Origin of the sequence: Bacillus sp. FJAT-25509 (genome assembly GCF_001420605.1) — a bacterium.
In the GTDB taxonomy this organism is placed as follows: Bacteria; Bacillota; Bacilli; order Bacillales; family Bacillaceae_G; genus Gottfriedia.
This window is the reverse complement of record NZ_LJIZ01000019.1, coordinates 167,179-187,162: the sequence shown is the minus strand read 5'-3', so window position 1 is coordinate 187,162 and position 19,984 is coordinate 167,179. Positions and strand designations below refer to the sequence as shown.

Here is a 19,984-nt window from a genome sequence, read left to right as displayed (position 1 = left end):
GATTTTGTTCAGACTGTTGGAATACTCTCTGGACTTCATCTTCACTATGAATATTTTATTTTATAATTCTAATAATATTAAGTTAATTTATAATTTTCAATATTTTTAAAGTAATTTTTTCCGAAATTTCGGAATTTATCTCCAATAAAATTCCGAAAACCTGGAAATTCCAGAAATTCGGAATTTTGTTTTTCGAACATTTTGTGAATTTTTTATAGGGAACAATAATGATGAATTAATTCCTTCATCCATTTATGTACTTCTAAAAATTGAAACCCTGCTTTTTTAGCTTTCTCATTACTCAACGATTGATCGCTATAAGCGTCGAATGGAGATTGTTTTTCATTTGCACCCTGAGATTTAATAATAGCCTTTTTACCAGTTTCCATTTCACAAATATTTATTATTTCTTTAAATGTTACTACACCATTGGAGCACGCATTAAAAGGACCACTTTTAATCGATTCGTTCTCACCTAACCAAAGTAAAAACTCAGCAGTTTCATCAGAATCGATAAATGTCATCTCTTTGTTTAAATCAGATATAATAATTTCTTCATTTCTTCCAATTTTATCAACATGGAAGAGTAATCTCTTCGTATAATCATCTGGCCCTAATACGACTGGAAATCTAGCCACAAACACTGGAAAGACTGCTTCTTGAAATAAAACAGCTTCACAAAGGCGCTTCCCTTCCGCATATGAATACTTATTATCATTGTTATATTCAATTTGATAATTAAATGGATCAAAGTCATTTTCAACATGGTTTAATCCAGTATCATAAACGGCTAAAGATGATGTGAAAATATATTTTTTAACGTGATCAGTTAATAGATTAATAATTTCTTTCGCTTCATTTGGAGTATAGCAAATATTATCATAGACTAAATCCCAATTATAATTACTTAATTGAGCTAACGTATCAGGATTTCGTCGGTCAATGATAAATCGACTAACATGTTCTCCAAAGTCATCTTCTGTAAGACCTCTAGTTGCGATTGAAACATCATAACCTTTTTTGATTAGTTTATGAACAAGTCGTTTTCCGAAAAACCTCGTACCACCTAATACTAAAACTTTTTTCATTTTCTAGCCTCCAAAGAAAAATACACGTATTAACTATTCGCCATTAAGCAACAAAATACCTTTTTATATAGAAAACTTCTTTTACTATATTAGTAACTTTTTTGCATTTTTGGAAGATAACCAATCAAAAAGAGCCCCATTTAAACGATCAGGGGCTCTCCATTTTTTATTACTATTTGTTTAATACAACTGTTTGAGTTGTAGTACTCACGTTTCCTGCAGCATCTTTTGCTGTAACATAGATGACAGTTCCAGTGAATGTGCCATTCGCGTTATGAGGTATTTCTAAACTGAAGTACCCATTTTTATCAGCTTTTACTTCACTTACTACATTGTTGATTTTGATCATAACCGTCGCATTTGCTTCGGTTTTACCTGTGATAAATTGATCCTTTTTCGTTACTGTATTAACAATTGGTGCATCTGGTGCTGTAATATCCACTACAGTGATAGTTGTTCCACTACTTACTTTTCCATCATCATTTGTAGCTGTAATCACTAAAACAGTTCCTGCTTTTTGTTTTGCGATTGGAACCGTAAAGTCCCCTGCTTCATTTGCTTTGCCACTTGCTACAACAGTATCACCCGCTTTTACAGTAATAGTAACATTAGGGTCTGCTTTTCCAGAAATTGTTGTATCACTGTCACCTAATCCTTTGACAACTGGTGCGTTTGGAATTGGCACTACTTTTGTTGTTAAACTCACAGTGTTTGATACACCAGCGTTTAAACCACCTGTAATCGATACTCTGAATTGATAATTCGTATTTTCAGTTAAACCAGTTATAGTTGCTTTGCCATCAGTCACAGACAATGTGCCGTCTGTTGTTGCCGTTTGCCAGCTTGATCCATTATTTGAAGATTGCTGGATTTTGATCGCTGTTGCATCCACCGCTGGGTTCCATGTGAATGTTGCTTTGTGAGCACTGCTATCCACATTTTTGAATGTGTTTACGAGTGATGCGATGCCAAGTGCGTTAAAGTAGTCAGTTGCGTATTTTCCATCTACCATCTCTTTTGGTGTGATTAAAGCATCAAAGTTTGATTTATATAAGTTACTTACTAAGAAATTCATATCTTTCTTATCTACAATCCCATCTTGGTTTAGATCTTCGATATTGAATTTTGTTGTATTTTGAACTCCAAACATTTTCGCAACTTGTTTCACGTCTAAGACGTCAATCACGCCGTCGCCGTTCACATCACCAGCTAGACCATTCGGTTGTCTTGATGTAGCTCCAATATAGCCGCTAAACGTACCAACATTGTCGCCCCATGGAGTCTGCGTATTCATTGTGATGGTCTGAACGCTCTTTAAATGCCCTGGTGCTTCGATGATTACTTTGAATGGGTCTTTTGAAATCGGAATGTTTAAGATATTGACATACCCTTTCGCATCAATCGTTCCTGGGTACTTAGAACCATCCGAAAGTAGTGCATATGCTTTCGCATTTAGTTTTGTATAGTCCATCGTTACGTTGTTCGCAAACGCTTGAAGTCTAACAAAGGATTGAACTGAATTATGCGTCGGAAGAACTTGGAAGCTGTTCACTCGACTAAACGCTGTAATGTTGGTCGGCTGCGTTTGACCATACTGCATCATGCTGAAGTTGGTCATTACATCATCCTCAACCATATTCCCATATAAAATCGAAGCCGGCCCTTGCGGGTCATCGTTCTTCACTTTTAGAGTTACTTTCAAAAATGGCATATTATCGCCGCTGAATCCTTTGAAGTCTTCTCCGCCGCTTAAATGAGCGCCCACATTGATCATTGTTTTGCTTGAATAAAGAGGGTCAGCCGTTGCAACAGACGTATCCACATTTACCTTCACGCCATGATCATCTGCCCATTTTTGGAATTCAGGCGCTACCGTCACCCCTTGCAAATCGTACACATCTTTCCAGTACGTTGCATTATATGTCCCTGACATCATTTGTTGAACATTGTGAAGGTTCAGTGTCATCGTGACTGTATCATTCAGGGTCACTTTTTGTTTGTCATACGTCGGCACCATATACGGCGTGCCTTTTTTAACAAATGCATACTGATGAAAATCATTGACAAGTTCCGCGTTTCCTGCAACATCTCTAGGGAAAAGTGTGACGACTGCAGGACTGTTTTCAATGTCCGCTTTTTCAATCCCGAATTTCGTATCCCCATTTGCATCGGTTAGGAATTGTGCATCCGGATCGTCAATGCGATTATAGTAATAGAACAACGTGTTATCCGATTGAGTGATGCCTAGAGGAGCCAACTGAGCGGTTCCTTCATCGAATAAGTTAGCATGAACCCAAAACGCATGATAGGTATTGCCATCCTGTTTTTCATCCGTAAAGTCTGAATCACTTAGCTCGTACACGCCTGGAGCATGGTCTTTATAAGTCAATTTCGGCAATTGGTTGTCCACTATAAATGGCATCGACTTCTCATACGTTTTCGCATACATATTTGTCGTATCCGTTGTGCGTACTTTAATCGTGTACTGACCTTCTGGCAATGATGCTTTTGTGAACTGGCTTGTCAACTCTTTCGACGGATCTCCGATAAATGGATAGTAACTAGCTGCGTCAAAAGAGAACGATATAAACTGATCCGTTGGCGCTGTACTTGCACTAAGTGGCGATACTGTGGTAGCTCCAAGTGCGTTGCCGTTTTTGTCATAAATTACCCCCCAGACATATGTCATCGGGCTGTTTAATGTAAAGCCGATATTTCGTGCACTGCCATAATTAAAAAATGAAGGGATGACCGGCTTTCTAGTAGTGGCCGCATTGTCGTCCATCATCAAGTTGCTGAATCCTTTTTCAACCGTACGAACAGCCAATGGCATGCGGTACGTTTCACTTGGATTATCATGATTTACAATGTTCAAATATCCTTCGTATCGACCATAATCTGCACTACTTGGTACGTTCACGGTTGCTGTAAAGCTTGTTGTTTCACCTGCTTTTACTGTTAGTGATGGTGAACTTGCAGTCACTGTAATGCCGTTTTTAGTTGCATCACTTACCGCTGCATTTGGTTTAATAAAAGTTGCAGATATATCAAACGTTTTGTCAGAGTTTCCTCTATTTTTTACTTTCACTGTTCGATTACTCGTATTGACCGCACCTTCTTTTCTATACACTGCGCCAAACGTTAATGAACCTTTTTCGTAATTCATGTTCACAGTATTACCACTACTATCAATGTTTGCCGTTGTGTCTTGTGCTTTAAAGCTCACGTCACGTTTTACTGCTTTCACTACATTGACTAAACCAGCACCTTGTTCGTATACAGAGTAATCTCCGTCTAGATTTCCAGAAGTGTTCGTCAATGCTGCTTTCACGTCAGCTGGTGTGTAGTCTGGATGTGCTTGTAAGATTAGCGCAGCAATTCCTGCGACATGTGGCGACGCCATCGATGTACCTGATATACGAGCGTAAGCGTTGCTATAGTCTACTTTATCTGGGCTATGGACGAAATATGGATAAGTTGAGTACACCGATACTCCTGGTGCAACAACATCTGGCTTAATGTCATATGTCGAAGCAACTGGTCCTCTAGAACTAAAGCTTGCCAAGTGATTTCCTTGTGTATTCGTTGAACTTACATTCGTAAAAGTAATTGTATTTGTGCCTACACTACGTAATCGTTCACCATCAGCTTTAGTCATACGGAATGTTGGTATAAACCCTTCGTCACTTGCTAAGTAATTATCAATGTCACCGTCAATATTGTTAGTCATAATCGCTGCAACCGCGCCTGCTTTCGCTGCGTTTGTTATTTTTTCAGCTAACGAGCTTGTACCACGTGTAATCAGTGCAACTTTTCCAGTTAAATCGATTGGATTACCGTTTGCATCTTTAAAATCAGCTGCTTGTGCTAAACCAACATCAACGAATTGATAAGTTTTATTCTCAAGATCTGATACCCGATCGTTATAACCTTTTCCAAGTAACTTGAAGTTAGTAAATGTTTCATTCCCTACTTTTGCTGATGCTGTAGGGACACTTACTGGGAAATCACTTGCTCCAACCGTAATTGCAAGCGCTGATGCACCCGGCGTACCTAGTGTGCCTGCACCCGGACCTGAGTTCCCTGCTGAAATAACACATGTTACACCTGCAAGAGTTGCATTATTAATTGCCACAGCTTCAGCTGATAACGGATCATTACTTGGTGCCCCAAGAGATAAGTTGATAACTTTCATACCATCTTGTAAAGCTTTGTCAATCCCACCAATAATCGCATCTTGAGACCCTGTACCGTACGGCCCAAGTACACGATAATTATACAAGTTTACACCAGGTGCAACCCCTTGTGCTGGTAAATCTACATTATTTTTCGATTGAGCTGCAATCGTCCCTGAAACGTGTGTACCGTGGAATGTATAATACGGTTCCCCACCATCACCTTCAGGTTTGCCAGCTTTTACCCAATCATCAACTGTTGTTTCCATTGGATCAGCATCGTTGTCAACAAAATCCCAACCTTTAACTGTTGTTGGATCGATTTTGCTTGCATCTTCTCCACTTTTTGCACGGTAGCCTTTATATACGTCTGTTAAATCTGGGTGATTGTAGTCAATCCCTGTATCAATAACCCCTACATTGATTCCTTTTCCAGTAGTACCTTCTTTATGCAAATCTTCAATACCTGGTAATGGAATGTAATTTTCTGGTAAATTATTCTCACCTTGTTCACTTGCAGCAGAAGCTTTCAGTTCGCTTGGGTCAAGCTTTACTATGTCATCGTTTAATACACGACTTACTACACCAGAATCAAATAATTTCTCAACTAAGTTACCTGGTAGTGTCATTGCCACCCCGTTTAATGCATGTGTGTATTCACGCGTAATTTGAACGGTAGCCTCCCCAGCTGTGTCTGTTGTTTCATTAGATACTTCATTTGGTGCGATACTTAATGCTGATACTGCATTTACTGAATTGGTTTTACTTGCACTATTATTTAGCTCATTTACAAATGACTTGAATGTGGCGTGTGACGATTTAACTGCGCTATTTTCTGCGCTTAATGTCGTTTTTTCACCAGCTACTTCTTTTTGTAGGACACTTATTTTTGCTGGTTCTTGCGTAAATTCGACAATAACCTTGACCATTTTTGAGCTTTTCGTATCAATCTTTTGCGAAACCTTTACATCACTTTCTGTTGATATTTTCTTTAAAGCGTCGATTTGATCAGCTGTTAAGTCTGGTGTGCTTGTTTTTTGTGTATGTGAACCGACGACAGTATTTTCTGTGCTAGCATTTGGTGTAGCTGCTAGTACATTAAATGGAATCATCGAGCCCACGACCAGAGCACTGATCGTTGTTTTAGCTAAACTTACTTTGAAGTTTCTTTTACTCACACTTTACTCCCCCATTTTTGAAATTTTTTGACAATTTTCTATCTTTTTTTTATTTTAACGCTAGCAATCGTTATCGTAAATTGGGGGAATTTGACCAAATAAACTATAAAAAAATCAGATAATAGGTACAATTTGTAAATTTTTTTTTTTAAAGCCCTATAAAACTTAATTTTCAAACATTTTTCATTTGGGGGAATTATCATTTTTTTTGCCAAAAAAATAAGAACACAAAATAATTATTATAATTTTCTAATTTTATATTTTTATAATATTTTATCAAAAAAAATATTAAAAGAGTTTTTGTAATAAAAAAAGAAGATACAAATGCTGAATTGTTTCCTTTAAAGTGGACACATAAAAAAAGAGACTGATGACCAGGACATAAAAAATACACGAATAATAGACTCTTTTTTTATGTGTCTATTATTCAGGTCTAAGACAGCCCTTTTTTGTCATTTAGTAGATTTCAATCCCCCTCCAAACTAAGAAACTGTCCATTTCGAAAGCTATAAATCTACTCTCTATTTTGTTTATAAAAGTCGAATTTCAGGTTACAGAGTATAAAAAAAACATGAAATATATTTATATCTCATGTTTAAGTCATTTTCTTATGACTTTATATACTTTTAATCACAATGTAATGAGTTTCAGGGCGTGCATTTAACCTAAGTGGTATAGTCGTTGTTCCATATCCATTACTTATTATTTGAGTTATCCCATTATACACATGCGTTTTACCTTTTTCATATGGACCATATCCGAAAATTCTTATTTGTCCTCCATGCGTATGACCACTTAATACAAGCGATACTCCATGTTCTTCCTTTAAAAACTTCAAGATTCTTGGATTATGACTAACTAAAAGCTTAAATGCATCTTGTTTAACACCTTGAAAGGCAAGATCAAGATCCACCTTCCCCGTTTTCAAATCATCTACCCCAATTAATGCCCATTCTCTTTGCAAATGGTTTAAGGTAACAGAAGCGTTCTTCAAAACAGTTACATTCCATTTATTAAAAATAGTCAGTAAATCCCTTTTTTCAATTTCTATATCATTATTACCCCAAACAAAGTAGACCTCACCAAGACTACATAGCTTTTGAATATTATTTTCAATCCTTTCAAGAGGCACTCCCTTTTCTAATAGATCACCGCCTATAATGACAAGATCAACTTGATTAGACAACTTCTTAATAATAGAAGAATCTATTTTTCTTCTATGAATATCGGAAATAAAAAGGATTCTAATCGGCTTTTCAAGGGGAGTAGTTGAAAAAGAGAACTCATGTTTTCGAATTATATTCATATGAGCCTCAATAAACATATACACTAGCAACATAAAACCTAGTAATATACAAATTAATATTAAATAAATCATATAGCCCCCCCATTTTCAGAATTGGAAAAATTAGATTCACGCTTTATGCATTTCTTAAATGCCTTCTCGTAAAATCTGTTACTTAATTTCCTTAATAATTCTAGCTGGATTTCCTCCAACGACTACATTGTCAGGAACATCTTTTGTAACAACAGCCCCAGATGCGATTACTACATTATGTCCAATTTTTACTCCAGGGTTAATGATGGCTCTTCCACCAATCCAAACATTATCACCAATCGTAACTGGTTTACCAAATTCAACTCCACTAGCCCTTTCAACCGGATCAAGTGGATGTGTGGCAGTATAAATATGAACCCCAGGTGCCATAAAGCAATTTACCCCAATATGTACCGGGCAAACATCCAAGATGACACAATCAAAGTTGGCATAAAAATTTTCACCTACATGAATATTGTAACCATAGTCACATCTAAAGGTAGGTTCAATATTTATCGTTTCACCCGTAGAACCAAATAATTGTTTTAATAGACTTTCTCTTTTACTATTTTCAGTTTCAAACGTTGAATTAAATTCACGCGTCAACCTTCGAGCATTACCTCTCTCTTCAACTAATTCATCATCCCACGCTAAATACATCTCACCATTTATCATTTTTTCCTTCTCGCTCACATTAACCTCTCCTTTAAAATCTTTTTTCACCTATCTTTTCCGGCTTTTCCTGTCTTTTTCATATTAAAGTATTATAAAAAAACAAAAAATTGATAGGAGGTATTTCATTGGAATTAACGATTTACCTGTCGTTTATTGCTGTGTCCTTATTATTAATAATAGCACCTGGACCAGATAATATTTTTGTTATGGCACAAAGCATTTCATACGGAAAAAAAGAAGGAATTGCACCGGCATGTGGCCTTTGTTCAGGCGTTACAATCCATACACTTGCTGCTTCAATTGGATTATCAGCCATTTGGTATAAGTCAGATATCGCTTTTCCATTTTAAAATACTTAGGTGCTTTTTATTTACTGTACTTAGCTTACCAGGCCTTTCGTTCAAGCAATGAAGTAAGCTCTTTCACGAAACCCCAAAAACAAACTTTACCTTCTTTATATCGTCGAGGATTTTTAATGAACGTACTAAATCCAAAGGTATCTTTATTCTTCCTAGCGCTTTTGCCTCAATTTATAGACAAAAGCGGTATGGCAGTTTCCCTACAAATGATCGTTTTAGGTTTAACTTTTATGGTATTAACTCTCATTGTATTTTCAATTATAGCGATTTTTGCAGGTAGCTTGGGTGAAAAATTGTTACAAAATGAGAAATCATCTAAAATTATCAATCTAGCACAAGGCATTATTTTTACAGGAATTGGATTGAAGCTGTTTTTTATGGATCGAACGTAATCACTAAAACAGAAAAATGAGTACTGTGGATAGTACTCATTTTTTGTTTTGTAGGGAAGGAACTGTATCAATCATGATCCATTTTACTGGATTTCGTTATGTTTTAGTCGATTTACATTCTATTTTATTGTTGTTTCTTTGAATTTAGTAGGTGACACTCTATTTATTTGTCATTAGTGAGTCCTTATTTGCAGATTCCAAAATATTATTTGCAGTTTTGAATTTTTTAATTGCAGATATGCTATATTTTAATTGCACCCTGATTGATTTATTTGCACTTTCAATATCTTTATTTGCAGCTCATCAAACATATAGCACTCAATATATTTATAATATTTTCAACTCTCCAGGTTTAATCATATTTGCTTGTTTTAAGAATATGTACACAATATACGAAACGATTCCTGGAACTAAGATATAAGTAACAATCATTGGAATAATAACTGCACTTCCGTATGTAGCTAATAAATTCATTGGTGCAACTAATGCGCATAACCCTAAACCTGTGATTTCTTTTGGCGCTTCAATATGAAATAAGAATGCAGAAACCGGTCCTGCCACAGCACTTGCAATTGCTGTCGGTATAAGTATTTTGATATTCCTTGTTACATTTGGGAGTTGTAATTTCGGCGTGATGATTAATAATCCAAGGATACTTCCTGGATCATTCTCTCGTGCAGAGATAACAGCTAAACCAACAAATTGTGCTGCACATCCTGCTAAGGCAGCCCCGCCAGCAAGTCCATCTAAATTCAACGCAATTGCTAATGCAGCAGAAGACGCAGGCGAAACAATCAATATCCCCCAAACTACTGCTAATACTATTGAAGCAATAATTGGAGAACCTTCAGTTGAACTTTTAATAAAATTCCCAACCGCTATTAAGATTGGAGAAATCCATTTTGATAAATATAATCCAACTAGTCCTGAAATTAAAATTGCAAATAGAGGTACAACCATTAAATCTAGTTTCGTTTTACCTTGAACAGCTTTTCCAATCAGAATTGCAACTAAAGCTGATAATAAAGCTCCTACTGGTTCACCCATTTTAATGGTCATAGCCGTATCTACCATTAATAATGCACCGGAACCGATTATTGCAGCAGACATTGCGGAAAAAATAATTAATGTACTTGAACCTAATAAAACAGCTATACCCGCTCCAATAGCTGGTGCCATTAATAACTTAGTTGAAAATCCGATCGTCACTAAAGATTCAAAATGAAAAATTTTCCCAATACTCTCAAGTAAAGACCCGATACCGATCATTACGAACACAGCATGCGCTATCCCTTCTGATGCTCTAAATACACTACTTTTTTCTTGCTTACTCATATAATACCTACCTTTTTTTAGTAACTACTTCTAGTATTTGCATAATGAATAGAAAATTATTAATAATTAGAAGCACAAAAAAACGTCCAAAAAGATTGGACGCTCTTGAATAGAAAATTATACCATATTTGTTGTGATGCTTAAACACTCTTCCGCTTTCATTATTTGTTTCCAAACTTCATTTGTAGAAGTTCCACCTTCACTTATTCTTGCTTCCATAACCGTTTTTGGATTTAATGTATGATAAATATCTTCTTCAAATACTTCATTAATCATCTTAAATTCCTCAAGATTTAATTCCCCAAGAAATTTATGATTCTCAATAGCATATAGAACCGTTTTTCCAACGATTTCATGTGCTTGTCGGAATGGAATATTTTTTCGAACTAAGTAATCAGCAAGGTCAGTAGCGTTTGAATAATCATTTTTAACAGCTTCGTACATTCGAGTTTCGTTTACTTTCATTGTATCAATAATTCCTGATAGTAATTGCAGTGCCCCTACAACAGTATAAACAGTATCGAACATACCTTCTTTATCTTCTTGCATGTCCTTGTTATATGCTAAAGGTAGTCCTTTTAAAACAGTTAATAACCCGATTAAGCTGCCATAAACTCTCCCTGTTTTACCTCGAAGTAATTCTGGAACATCTGGATTTTTTTTCTGCGGCATAATACTAGAGCCGGTACAAAAAGCATCGTCTAATTCAATAAACTGAAATTCTTGACTAGACCAAATGACAAATTCCTCTGATAGTCTAGAAATATGTGTCATTAGTAATGACGAATCAGAAAGAAACTCTACGATAAAATCACGATCACTTACTGCATCTAAACTATTATGATAGATATCACTAAAACCAAGTAATTCAGCGGTACGTTGACGGTTAATTGGAAATGTCGTTCCAGCTAATGCACCTGCCCCTAATGGTGAAATATCCACTCGTTTTAAACTATCTATGAATCGGCTTTTGTCACGCTCAAGCATCCAAAAATACGCAAGTAAATGATGTGCAAATGAAACAGGCTGTGCTCTTTGTAAGTGCGTATACCCAGGCATAATTGTATTTACATGCTTTTTGGCTTGTGCAACGATTTTATTTTGAACCTCTTCAATTAAATGAATAATGGAGGACGTATTATTTTTTAAAAATAGGTGCATATCCGTTGCTACTTGATCATTTCGACTACGACCTGTATGTAGTTTCCCTCCTACAGGACCGATTTCTTCAATTAACAAACTTTCGATATTCATATGAATATCTTCATTTTCAATACTAAATTGAACTTCATTTTTCTCAACTTTTTTTAAGATCGTATTTAAACCTTCTATTATAAGTTCAGCTTCATTGATTTCAATTATGCCACATTCTCCAAGCATCGTTGCATGTGCGATACTTCCAGCTATATCTTCCTTAGCCATAATTTGATCAAATTCAATTGATGCCGTAAATTCTTCTACTAATTGGTTTGTTTCCTTCGTAAAACGTCCGCCCCAAAGCTTTGACATAACTGCCTCCTTAATCCACTCTATATTTTATTTACTTAAAACTGTATTTTTCTGTGTAACTTCGCTATATACCTTTGTTGGTAATCCCCATAGTTTAATAAAGCCTACCGCTGCATTATGATCAAATAAATCACCCTTTGAATAAGTTGCAAGCTCTTCATTATATAGACTAGTTTCTGACTTTCTACCTACTACTGTATGAGTACCTTTAAATAATTTCACACGAACAATACCACTTACTGTTTCTTGTGTTGTATTTACAAACGCATCTAAAGCACCCATTAAAGGTGAATACCATAATCCATCGTAAAGCATTTTTGAAAATTGTTGTTCAATACTTACTTTAAAATTTGTCACCTCACGAGGTAATGTAAGGAACTCTAATTCTTTATGAGCATTGATTAAGATTAGCGCTGCTGGATTTTCATATACTTCACGCGACTTTATGCCTACTAATCTATTTTCAATATGGTCGATTCTTCCAACACCGTGCTTTCCACCTATACCATTTAATTGTTCAATTAGTTGAACTAGCTCAATAGGCTGACCGTTTAAGCTAACAGGTACACCTTTTGAAAATTCAATTTCAATATATTCAGGAACATCCGGAGTATTTTCAATTGCATTCGTCCAATCAAAAGCTTCTTCAGGTGCTTCATTCCATGGATTCTCTAATACACCTGCTTCACAAGCTCTTCCCCATATATTTGCATCTATTGAAAATGGATTATCTAGATCGACCGGAATCGGAACACCATTTTCATGAGCGTATTGTATTTCCTCATCACGAGTCATGCCCCATTCACGAACAGGCGCTACTACTTTAAGATTCGGGTTCAAGGCCATTACTGAAACTTCGAAACGAACTTGATCATTTCCTTTTCCTGTACAACCATGTGCTACCGCAACTGCACCCTCTTGCTGTGCTACATCAACTAATAGTTTTGCGATTAAAGGTCTTGATAGAGCAGATGATAGTGGATACTTACCTTCATATAATGCATTCGCTTTTAGAGCGGGGACAATATATTCATTTGCAAATAAGTCTTTTACATTGATCATATAGGACTTAATTGCTCCTAAATTTAACGCTTTTAGACGAACAGCTTCAACATCTTTTCCTTCACCTAGATCAAGACAAAGTGCAATTACATCGTAGTTATATTTCTCCTGTAACCATTTAATACAAACTGATGTATCTAAACCACCTGAATATGCTAAAACAATTTTTTCATTTCCCATGTTATTACCCCCGATTAGATTTTTAAAAAGTATAATAGATTTTTAGAATTATAAATTACCCATTAAAGCAACTAAGATTGCTTTTTGAGCATGAAGTCGATTTTCAGCTTCATCAAATACTACCGAATGATTACCGTCAATTACCGAAGCTGTTACTTCCTCCCCTCTATGTGCAGGTAAGCAGTGCATGAATAAATAATCTTCTTTTGCGTTCTCTAATAAGTGATCATTTACTTGATACGGACTAAAATCTTTTAAGCGAATTTCAGTCTCTTTCTCTTGCCCCATACTGGTCCAAACATCTGTTATCACAACATCAGCTCTACTTACACCATCTACAGGATTATTAACTACTTCAATAACACTTCCAGTAGTTTTTGCAACATGCTTCATCGATTGAAGTACTACTTTATTAGGTTCATACCCAACGGGACATGCAATCGTTAAATAAACACCAAGCTTAGCGGCACCTTCAATTAAAGAATGACAAATGTTATTATTTCCATCTCCTACATAAGCAATCTTCAAACCTTTTAATCTACCTTTATGCTCTAGAATCGTTAAGAAATCAGCCATAATTTGAGCAGGATGGTGCAGATCAGTTAATCCATTAACAACCGGAATGGACGAGTGCTCAGCAAACTCCTTCACCATCTCATGAGTATTTGCTCGAATCATGACTCCGTCTACATAACGAGAAAATACTTTCGATGTATCATGGACAGTTTCTCCTCTACCAAGCTGTAAATCTTTACTGCTCATAAAGATGGCATGACCACCTAATTGCATCATCGCGATTTCAAATGATAATCTCGTTCTAGTAGAATTCTTTTCAAAAATCATCCCTAGCACTTTGTCTTTTAAATAAGGATGCGCCTCTCCCGCCTTTTGCATATTTTTCATTTCTAATGATTTTTCAAGTAAGAATAATAATTCACTTGATGAAAACTCACTTATTGTAAGAAAATTTTTACCTTTAAAATCCGACCATTTTACAGAACTAAAATTACCTTTTGTAACATTCCCTTTTGTCTTTTGAATATAACCATTTTTCTTTACATGGTTTTCTTTCAATACTTTACTCATAAATCCATCCCCTTTTTTTAGAAGCTCAGATTCTTATATAATGAATGATTATACACAAATATAAATAATTATACAATTGGTTTTTTAGTTTTTTTTGGTAATTTTTTTATTAATATTTTTAACACGCCATCAAAACCCGTATAACCACTTGTTTCACACTGGAAAACAAGATAAAAAAAACGGATAAAATAAAAAAAGGTGAACTAACCAATCATAATTAATGATTGGTTAATTCACCCATTTAAATATTTATTCATTTACCAAGAAATGACTTTAACATCCAAAGCATCTTTTCAATTTCAGCAATCTTACCTAGAAATAAGTCAGCTGTTTCTTGATCATCACTTTCTTCTGCAATTGAAATGACTTCACGTGATTCTTGTACAACTTTTTCATAGTCTTTAATTAGATCAGATACCATTTCTTCTGCAGAAAATGTATGATTTCCTTCTTTAATCGTAGCCGTTTCTAAGTATTCACGAAGTGTTGCAATTGGTTTTGCACCAATTGTTAAAATCCGTTCTCCTAAATCGTCTACCATTACTTTTGCATCGTCATAATACAATTCAAATTTTTCATGTAGCGTAAAGAAATTCGGTCCTTTTACATACCAATGATAGTTATGTAATTTTACATATAACACATTCCAATTCGCTAGTTGTTGATTTAATAAACTTTCTAAATTTGCCAACTTCATTCACACTCCAATTTCTTTGTTAACATACAAAGAAATTTTTCCCAAAAAGTGTGTAGTCTATTCTATTTTTCCCATGAATGTTCAATTGTCGTTCGAAATAATTCATTTAAGTTCCCGATATTCACCTTGTTCGATTCAGTAATCCCCTTAACATACTCTTCAAAAAACTGAATGTTATTTTCAATAAAATCGTTTAATACTTTTTTTCTAGGCTCTAAATCTAATTCATCACCTTGTTTTTTTCGGATTAATAACTTGCCTACTTCTTCTAAAAATTCCTGGTCTAGCCCTTCCATTTCTAGAAGTTCATCAAACATAATTGGTGGAATTTCATTGTATTTTTTGATCCACATACAAGCTAAAATTGGTCTTAATACATAAAAATACTTTTTAATCTTAACTTCTTCCCCTTGCAAATAATCACGATAATTCCCTTTAGCCATATGGAGATAATGGTAAATACACGCCTTTTTAGAAAGAATTTCATTCCCCATTTTTCTTAATACTTCTGAAATCGTTAAATCATCATGATATACAATTGGAGATCTTAACCATTCTAATAATGCCGGGTTTGATTTTGCAAAAAGATTAAGAGCCTTTTTTAAGTCCCAGCCACTAAAATCGAGTAAATCATTGATTGGATATTCAATTACGTCACGTCTTTGGTCAATGCTTAAATACCATTCTTTCTTATGTACATAGACAAAACGCACATCATAATCGCTGTCTTTAGATGGAAAACCCCACGCTCTACTACCAGACTCAACGGCAAATAGTATTTTTACGTCATGTTCGGCTTCTATTTGTTTTAGTCTTTCTATAATAATTTTCTGCATATGTATCACCCTTACAATTAATGATTACGTGCTATAGTATAACTATTATAAACGATAGGATGTGACTTTTAGTGGAAAACTTTATTTATGTTTTAAAACCAGTTCGATCAACTTTTTTACATGATTCAACGGAAGAAGAACGCAATATTGTATCGGAACATTTTCATTATCTACAGAACTTAAATAAAGAAAAGACTGTATCATTAGCTGGAAGAACCGAACAAGCTGAGTTTGGTATTGTCATCTTAAAAACAGAAAGCTTACTGCATGCTAAAGAAATCATGCAAAATGATCCGGCTGTTAAAAAGAACGTAATGACTGCTGAATTATATCCATTTTTAATCGCATTAAATTAAATACAAAAAGTGCATCGAAATTGACTAATTTAAGTCGTTCTCGATGCACTTATGGTTAAATTACTTAAAATTAGGCTCTGTTAATTTAAAATGTTGATTTATGAGTACTAAAAAAACTGTTTTCACCCAACAATCTTTTATTTTAATGCTTATTCAACAAATGCAGTGCTTTAGTTAAATAACGTAGTAACAAGAACCTCTAATTTTAGACCGTATTTATTTATTGTAATACTTCCACCTATTTAATAAACTCAGCTCTAAGTAAATAGACAACATCATAGTCTCTTATTTCATCAATATGTTTATTCACATCTCTATAAAAATCATCAGTAAGCGAATCCATACGATGTCCCTCTTTTTTATAACAGATGCTAGCTAAGACTATATTATTTTTAATAGGGTTGTTTTCTGTTTGGTTGCTTCCCGAAATACTCGTAACGCCTTCTAATCCATCTTTAAAAGTCGTTTCCAACTGATTAACTACATCTGTTGAACCATCACTATTAATACTGATATTAAACAGAGATTGATTTTGATTATTAGGTGTTTTAGAAGTTGTAAAGATAATTGAGCCATCCTCTTTAATCCCAGAAGTAATATGATCTATCTTATCTCCAACTAATTTACCAAATTCATATTTTTCAATCCAAACAGATAATTCCTTGTAATTACTGTTAACATTGAAGTCATAAACAAAAGATTTATCCGATGTTGTTGAAAGTATTGCCTTTTCTCTTTTTGTCAACTTAGCTTCAGAAATAGCATTGTTTGATTTTGGATTATTAGTACAAGCACTCATAGAAAATACTAGCAAAATTAATATTGTTGTGGATATAATCTTTTTCATTATTTCCTCCTATAACCATAGTAGCAATAATTATAACCCAAATATTGGTAAATTTGTTAAAAATCCTTATCCAACTTTCCTGCCATCGCCATTTTGTTGAATAAAAAAAATCGACTAAACAGCCGATCTTGTTGTTCAACTAATGCATCAGTTAGTTGAATAAGATTTTGAAATTATAATAGTTTCCAATTAATATCTTTTACATCATTTCTGTTTTATTTTAATAAATATCGGATGAAATCCTTGATGATTATAGGATAAAGAATAAGTAAATAAAATAACATCAAAAAGTAATTTGATTTAATAATTTCTTTAAAAGTCATTTTATTCTTGAATCCATTTAAAAAAGTTTTAACAAAATAAGTAATTGTAAATAACAACAAGATAACATCTATCAATATCGACCAAAGCATAATAACACCTCCGTTAATAGAACAAATCGTATTAGTTAAATTATAACTAACCTAACAGCTTTAGTAAGTTGTGGGATTTTTATCTTTTATATAAAAAAATCGACTAAACAGCCGATCATTTTGTACAACTAAAGCATCAGTTAGTTTAATAAGATTTTTTTTCTTCTTTCTTCCGTTTCCTCCTGTAGAAAAAACGCCATATATAAAAGATAGCCAAAAACGCCTGAAAAAGAATCCACTGATAATAATTTAGTTCACTATAATATATAATGATGATTCCTATAATAAACGTTGGTACAGCCAAATAAACCCACATTCTGTCTTCCTTGTTTTTAAACATATACTTCCACCCCTCGTTTATAACTTTCTTAAACTAACCTAACATTTACTTCAATAAAAAAACTGCAATTAAGCAGTTTGTGATCTTCAACTAATGCTTGCGTAAGTTGAATAAAAATATAATATATTTAAAAATAAAAGGTTTTCATTAAATGGATAATGTCAATTGAAGAAAGATGATTTTCATACCAATTCACTCTCTATATCCTCTTCCAATTACTTGCTGTGTTTCACCATCGAAAAACACAGTAATATCACCAAGTATTTCACTATTCTTTGTATGAAATGTTATCGCATAAACTTCTTTTCCATCGTAACTTTCATCCGTTAGATGTGCTATTTTCTTTGTAACCACTTTTCGCTCTACTATACCACCACCATCTGGCTTGCCATTTACTAATTCTGCTTTTTCTTTATCAGATAGGGTATGATAAACGATTGCTGATACTGAATATGAAGATGCTTTTTCTTCATTATCATTACCACAGCCAGACAAAATGATTACTGATAAAGCAACACTCAAGATTATATGAAAATATTTTTTCAATTTTATCACCCCAATTTAGTCAATATTCGTATCATATAAATCATCAATATACAGACTTTTCTTTACATTGCTCCATCTAGGAAGAAAAATAATCCACAAACTCCATATTGGATAATATTCCCACTAATAAATATTTCTCTTCTATACCTGAAATCCCTTTATTTCCCATTTCCTTATTAAACTAATCTGCCATTTAGCGCAATAAAAAAAATCGACCATCACAGCCGATCACGTTGTTCAACTATCGCATTCGTTAGTTGCATAAGCTAATCATTGATTAAATGATAGATACAACTTAGAAACTAATTACTTATTTAACATTTTTATATATTTAATCATTAAGACATTGAAATATATTTCTGTTCCAACAGAAGTGACTAAATCGAACCAGTTGGTCTCATTCAAAGAAATTGTTGGATCAATATAATGTAGAATTAAATAACCGACAATCATAATAACCGTAACTAAGACAAAAAATCGGAGTGTGAGTGGAAGATACAAACTAAAATAGCGAAAGACAAATCCCTTCCCATCTCCTCTTTGATTTATTTTATATGCTAAATAAATTCCAACTAGATTGATAACCAGAAAACTAATCATATCAATAATATCTAAGATGTTAAAAGTTTCAGTTAACAATAATAACGGATAAACTAGTAAAACTATTGCGAATAAAGAAATACCTATTATTTTATGGTATCTTTGTGACTTACTGGACATACTCTCTTCTTTTAAAGCTTGAACGAGCCCTTTTATATTCCAAACGTACATATGTAATCCCCTTTATAATGTCTAAAAAATCATATCCATTATAACACGGACATAAAAGCGAAGAGAGAGGTAGAACTAATTGAACTAACGCACCCGTTAGCTTAACAAATATACTCAATATTTTTAGACTATTTTGTTCTCTGACCCATTTAGAATTCTCTTTATATTTTGTCGATGAAGAATGATTATTGATACGCTTATTAGTAGCGAAAGTGTTATGAAAACTTTATCTTCAAATATTAGACTGTAAATAAATAATGCTATACTCGCCAACATTGAACTTAGTGATACATACTTAGTAAATAACAATGTTAGTAAAAACACAACAAAACCAACCAAAACACCTAAAGGTGTCAAAAATAAAAAAACTCCAGTTGTTGTCGCAACAGCTTTTCCACCTTTAAAATTAGCTAATACAGAAAATATGTGTCCTAATATAGCTAATAAACCACAAAAAATAGGGTTAATCGTAGAATTAAGTATTAGTGGAAGTAAACAAGCAAGTGTACCTTTTAATATATCAGCAATTGCAACAATTACTCCTGCTTTTATGCCTAAAACTCTATAAGCATTAGTTGCACCAAGATTTCCACTACCATAATCACGAATATCTTTCTTATAAAACACTTTACCGATTATTAAAGCAAATGAAATTGAGCCTATTAAGTAACTTAAAATCAGAGTTAGAATGTTCAAATTAGGTATTATCTCCTTACTTAGTTTGTTATTTTAGTATTTCTGTTTGTTGTATATTATTTCCTGCAATCCTTCTTGCACTAAACTGCCATTTAGCTGCATAAGAAAAACGATCCTTCGTTATT

The 19,984-nt window shown here is 34.0% G+C and carries 15 protein-coding genes and 1 pseudogene; 2 read left to right on the top strand and 14 right to left on the bottom strand.

Annotation, left to right across the window (positions count from 1 at the left end):
- Positions 1-212 precede the first annotated feature (212 nt).
- The 4 genes from AN960_RS12880 to AN960_RS12865 all read right to left on the bottom strand — a co-directional run bounded on the left by AN960_RS12880 (position 213) and on the right by AN960_RS12865 (position 8,434).
- Positions 213-1,088, bottom strand: coding sequence for an NAD-dependent epimerase/dehydratase family protein (locus AN960_RS12880; RefSeq protein ID WP_056472007.1), 876 nt, complete (start codon positions 1,086-1,088; stop codon positions 213-215).
- 172 nt (positions 1,089-1,260) lie between these two features.
- A complete protein-coding gene (locus tag AN960_RS12875; protein ID WP_056472004.1) occupies positions 1,261-6,441 on the bottom strand; it encodes a S8 family serine peptidase in 5,181 nt (1,726 codons plus the stop codon).
- Positions 6,442-7,057: 616 nt separating this feature from the next.
- On the bottom strand, positions 7,058-7,819 hold the full coding sequence (locus tag AN960_RS12870; protein WP_056472002.1) for a metallophosphoesterase: 762 nt from the start codon (positions 7,817-7,819) through the stop codon (positions 7,058-7,060).
- Positions 7,820-7,897: 78 nt separating this feature from the next.
- Positions 7,898-8,434 (bottom strand): sugar O-acetyltransferase, encoded by a 537-nt coding sequence (locus AN960_RS12865; protein ID WP_056472105.1) that lies wholly within the window; start codon positions 8,432-8,434, stop codon positions 7,898-7,900.
- Between the two features lie 206 nt (positions 8,435-8,640).
- Between AN960_RS12865 and AN960_RS12860 the strand changes: the two are divergent.
- Positions 8,641-9,185, top strand: a pseudogene (locus AN960_RS12860) (LysE family translocator).
- A 327-nt stretch (positions 9,186-9,512) separates the two neighbouring features.
- On the opposite strand, the gene AN960_RS12855 reads toward AN960_RS12860, so the two are convergent.
- The 6 genes from AN960_RS12855 to AN960_RS12830 form a co-directional block, all read right to left on the bottom strand.
- Entirely contained in the window at positions 9,513-10,520 is a 1,008-nt protein-coding gene (locus AN960_RS12855; protein WP_056472000.1) for a PTS sugar transporter subunit IIC, read from the bottom strand.
- A gap of 117 nt (positions 10,521-10,637) precedes the next feature.
- Positions 10,638-12,029 carry an argininosuccinate lyase gene (gene argH, locus AN960_RS12850; protein ID WP_056471997.1) on the bottom strand — a complete coding sequence of 464 codons (1,392 nt, stop codon included), beginning with the start codon at positions 12,027-12,029 and terminating at the stop codon, positions 10,638-10,640.
- Positions 12,030-12,056: 27 nt separating this feature from the next.
- Entirely contained in the window at positions 12,057-13,271 is a 1,215-nt protein-coding gene (locus AN960_RS12845; RefSeq protein WP_056471996.1) for an argininosuccinate synthase, read from the bottom strand.
- A 48-nt stretch (positions 13,272-13,319) separates the two neighbouring features.
- Positions 13,320-14,357: an ornithine carbamoyltransferase gene (argF, locus tag AN960_RS12840; RefSeq protein WP_082459491.1), complete on the bottom strand. Its 1,038-nt coding sequence runs from the start codon at positions 14,355-14,357 to the stop codon at positions 13,320-13,322.
- 253 nt (positions 14,358-14,610) lie between these two features.
- The gene (locus AN960_RS12835; RefSeq protein ID WP_056471992.1) at positions 14,611-15,054 is read right to left on the bottom strand and encodes a Dps family protein; all 444 of its coding nucleotides are present in this window, start codon (positions 15,052-15,054) and stop codon (positions 14,611-14,613) included.
- Positions 15,055-15,116: 62 nt separating this feature from the next.
- The gene (locus AN960_RS12830) at positions 15,117-15,890 is read right to left on the bottom strand and encodes a nucleotidyltransferase domain-containing protein (RefSeq protein ID WP_056471990.1); all 774 of its coding nucleotides are present in this window, start codon (positions 15,888-15,890) and stop codon (positions 15,117-15,119) included.
- A 71-nt stretch (positions 15,891-15,961) separates the two neighbouring features.
- Between AN960_RS12830 and AN960_RS12825 the strand changes: the two genes are divergently transcribed.
- Complete coding sequence (locus AN960_RS12825; protein WP_056471987.1) at positions 15,962-16,246, top strand: YciI family protein; 285 nt, start codon at positions 15,962-15,964, stop codon at positions 16,244-16,246.
- Between the two features lie 238 nt (positions 16,247-16,484).
- Here AN960_RS12825 and AN960_RS12820 read toward each other — a convergent pair whose 3' ends face one another.
- The 4 genes from AN960_RS12820 to plsY form a co-directional block, all read right to left on the bottom strand.
- Complete coding sequence (locus AN960_RS12820) at positions 16,485-17,093, bottom strand: YgaN family protein (RefSeq protein ID WP_056471986.1); 609 nt, start codon at positions 17,091-17,093, stop codon at positions 16,485-16,487.
- Between the two features lie 945 nt (positions 17,094-18,038).
- Positions 18,039-18,392, bottom strand: a complete 354-nt coding sequence (locus AN960_RS12805) for a hypothetical protein (RefSeq protein WP_056471978.1) — start codon at positions 18,390-18,392, stop codon at positions 18,039-18,041.
- A 306-nt stretch (positions 18,393-18,698) separates the two neighbouring features.
- Positions 18,699-19,163: a hypothetical protein gene (locus AN960_RS12800; protein ID WP_056471976.1), complete on the bottom strand. Its 465-nt coding sequence runs from the start codon at positions 19,161-19,163 to the stop codon at positions 18,699-18,701.
- 123 nt (positions 19,164-19,286) lie between these two features.
- Positions 19,287-19,859: a glycerol-3-phosphate 1-O-acyltransferase PlsY gene (gene plsY / locus AN960_RS12795; RefSeq protein WP_056471973.1), complete on the bottom strand. Its 573-nt coding sequence runs from the start codon at positions 19,857-19,859 to the stop codon at positions 19,287-19,289.
- Positions 19,860-19,984 lie beyond the last annotated feature (125 nt).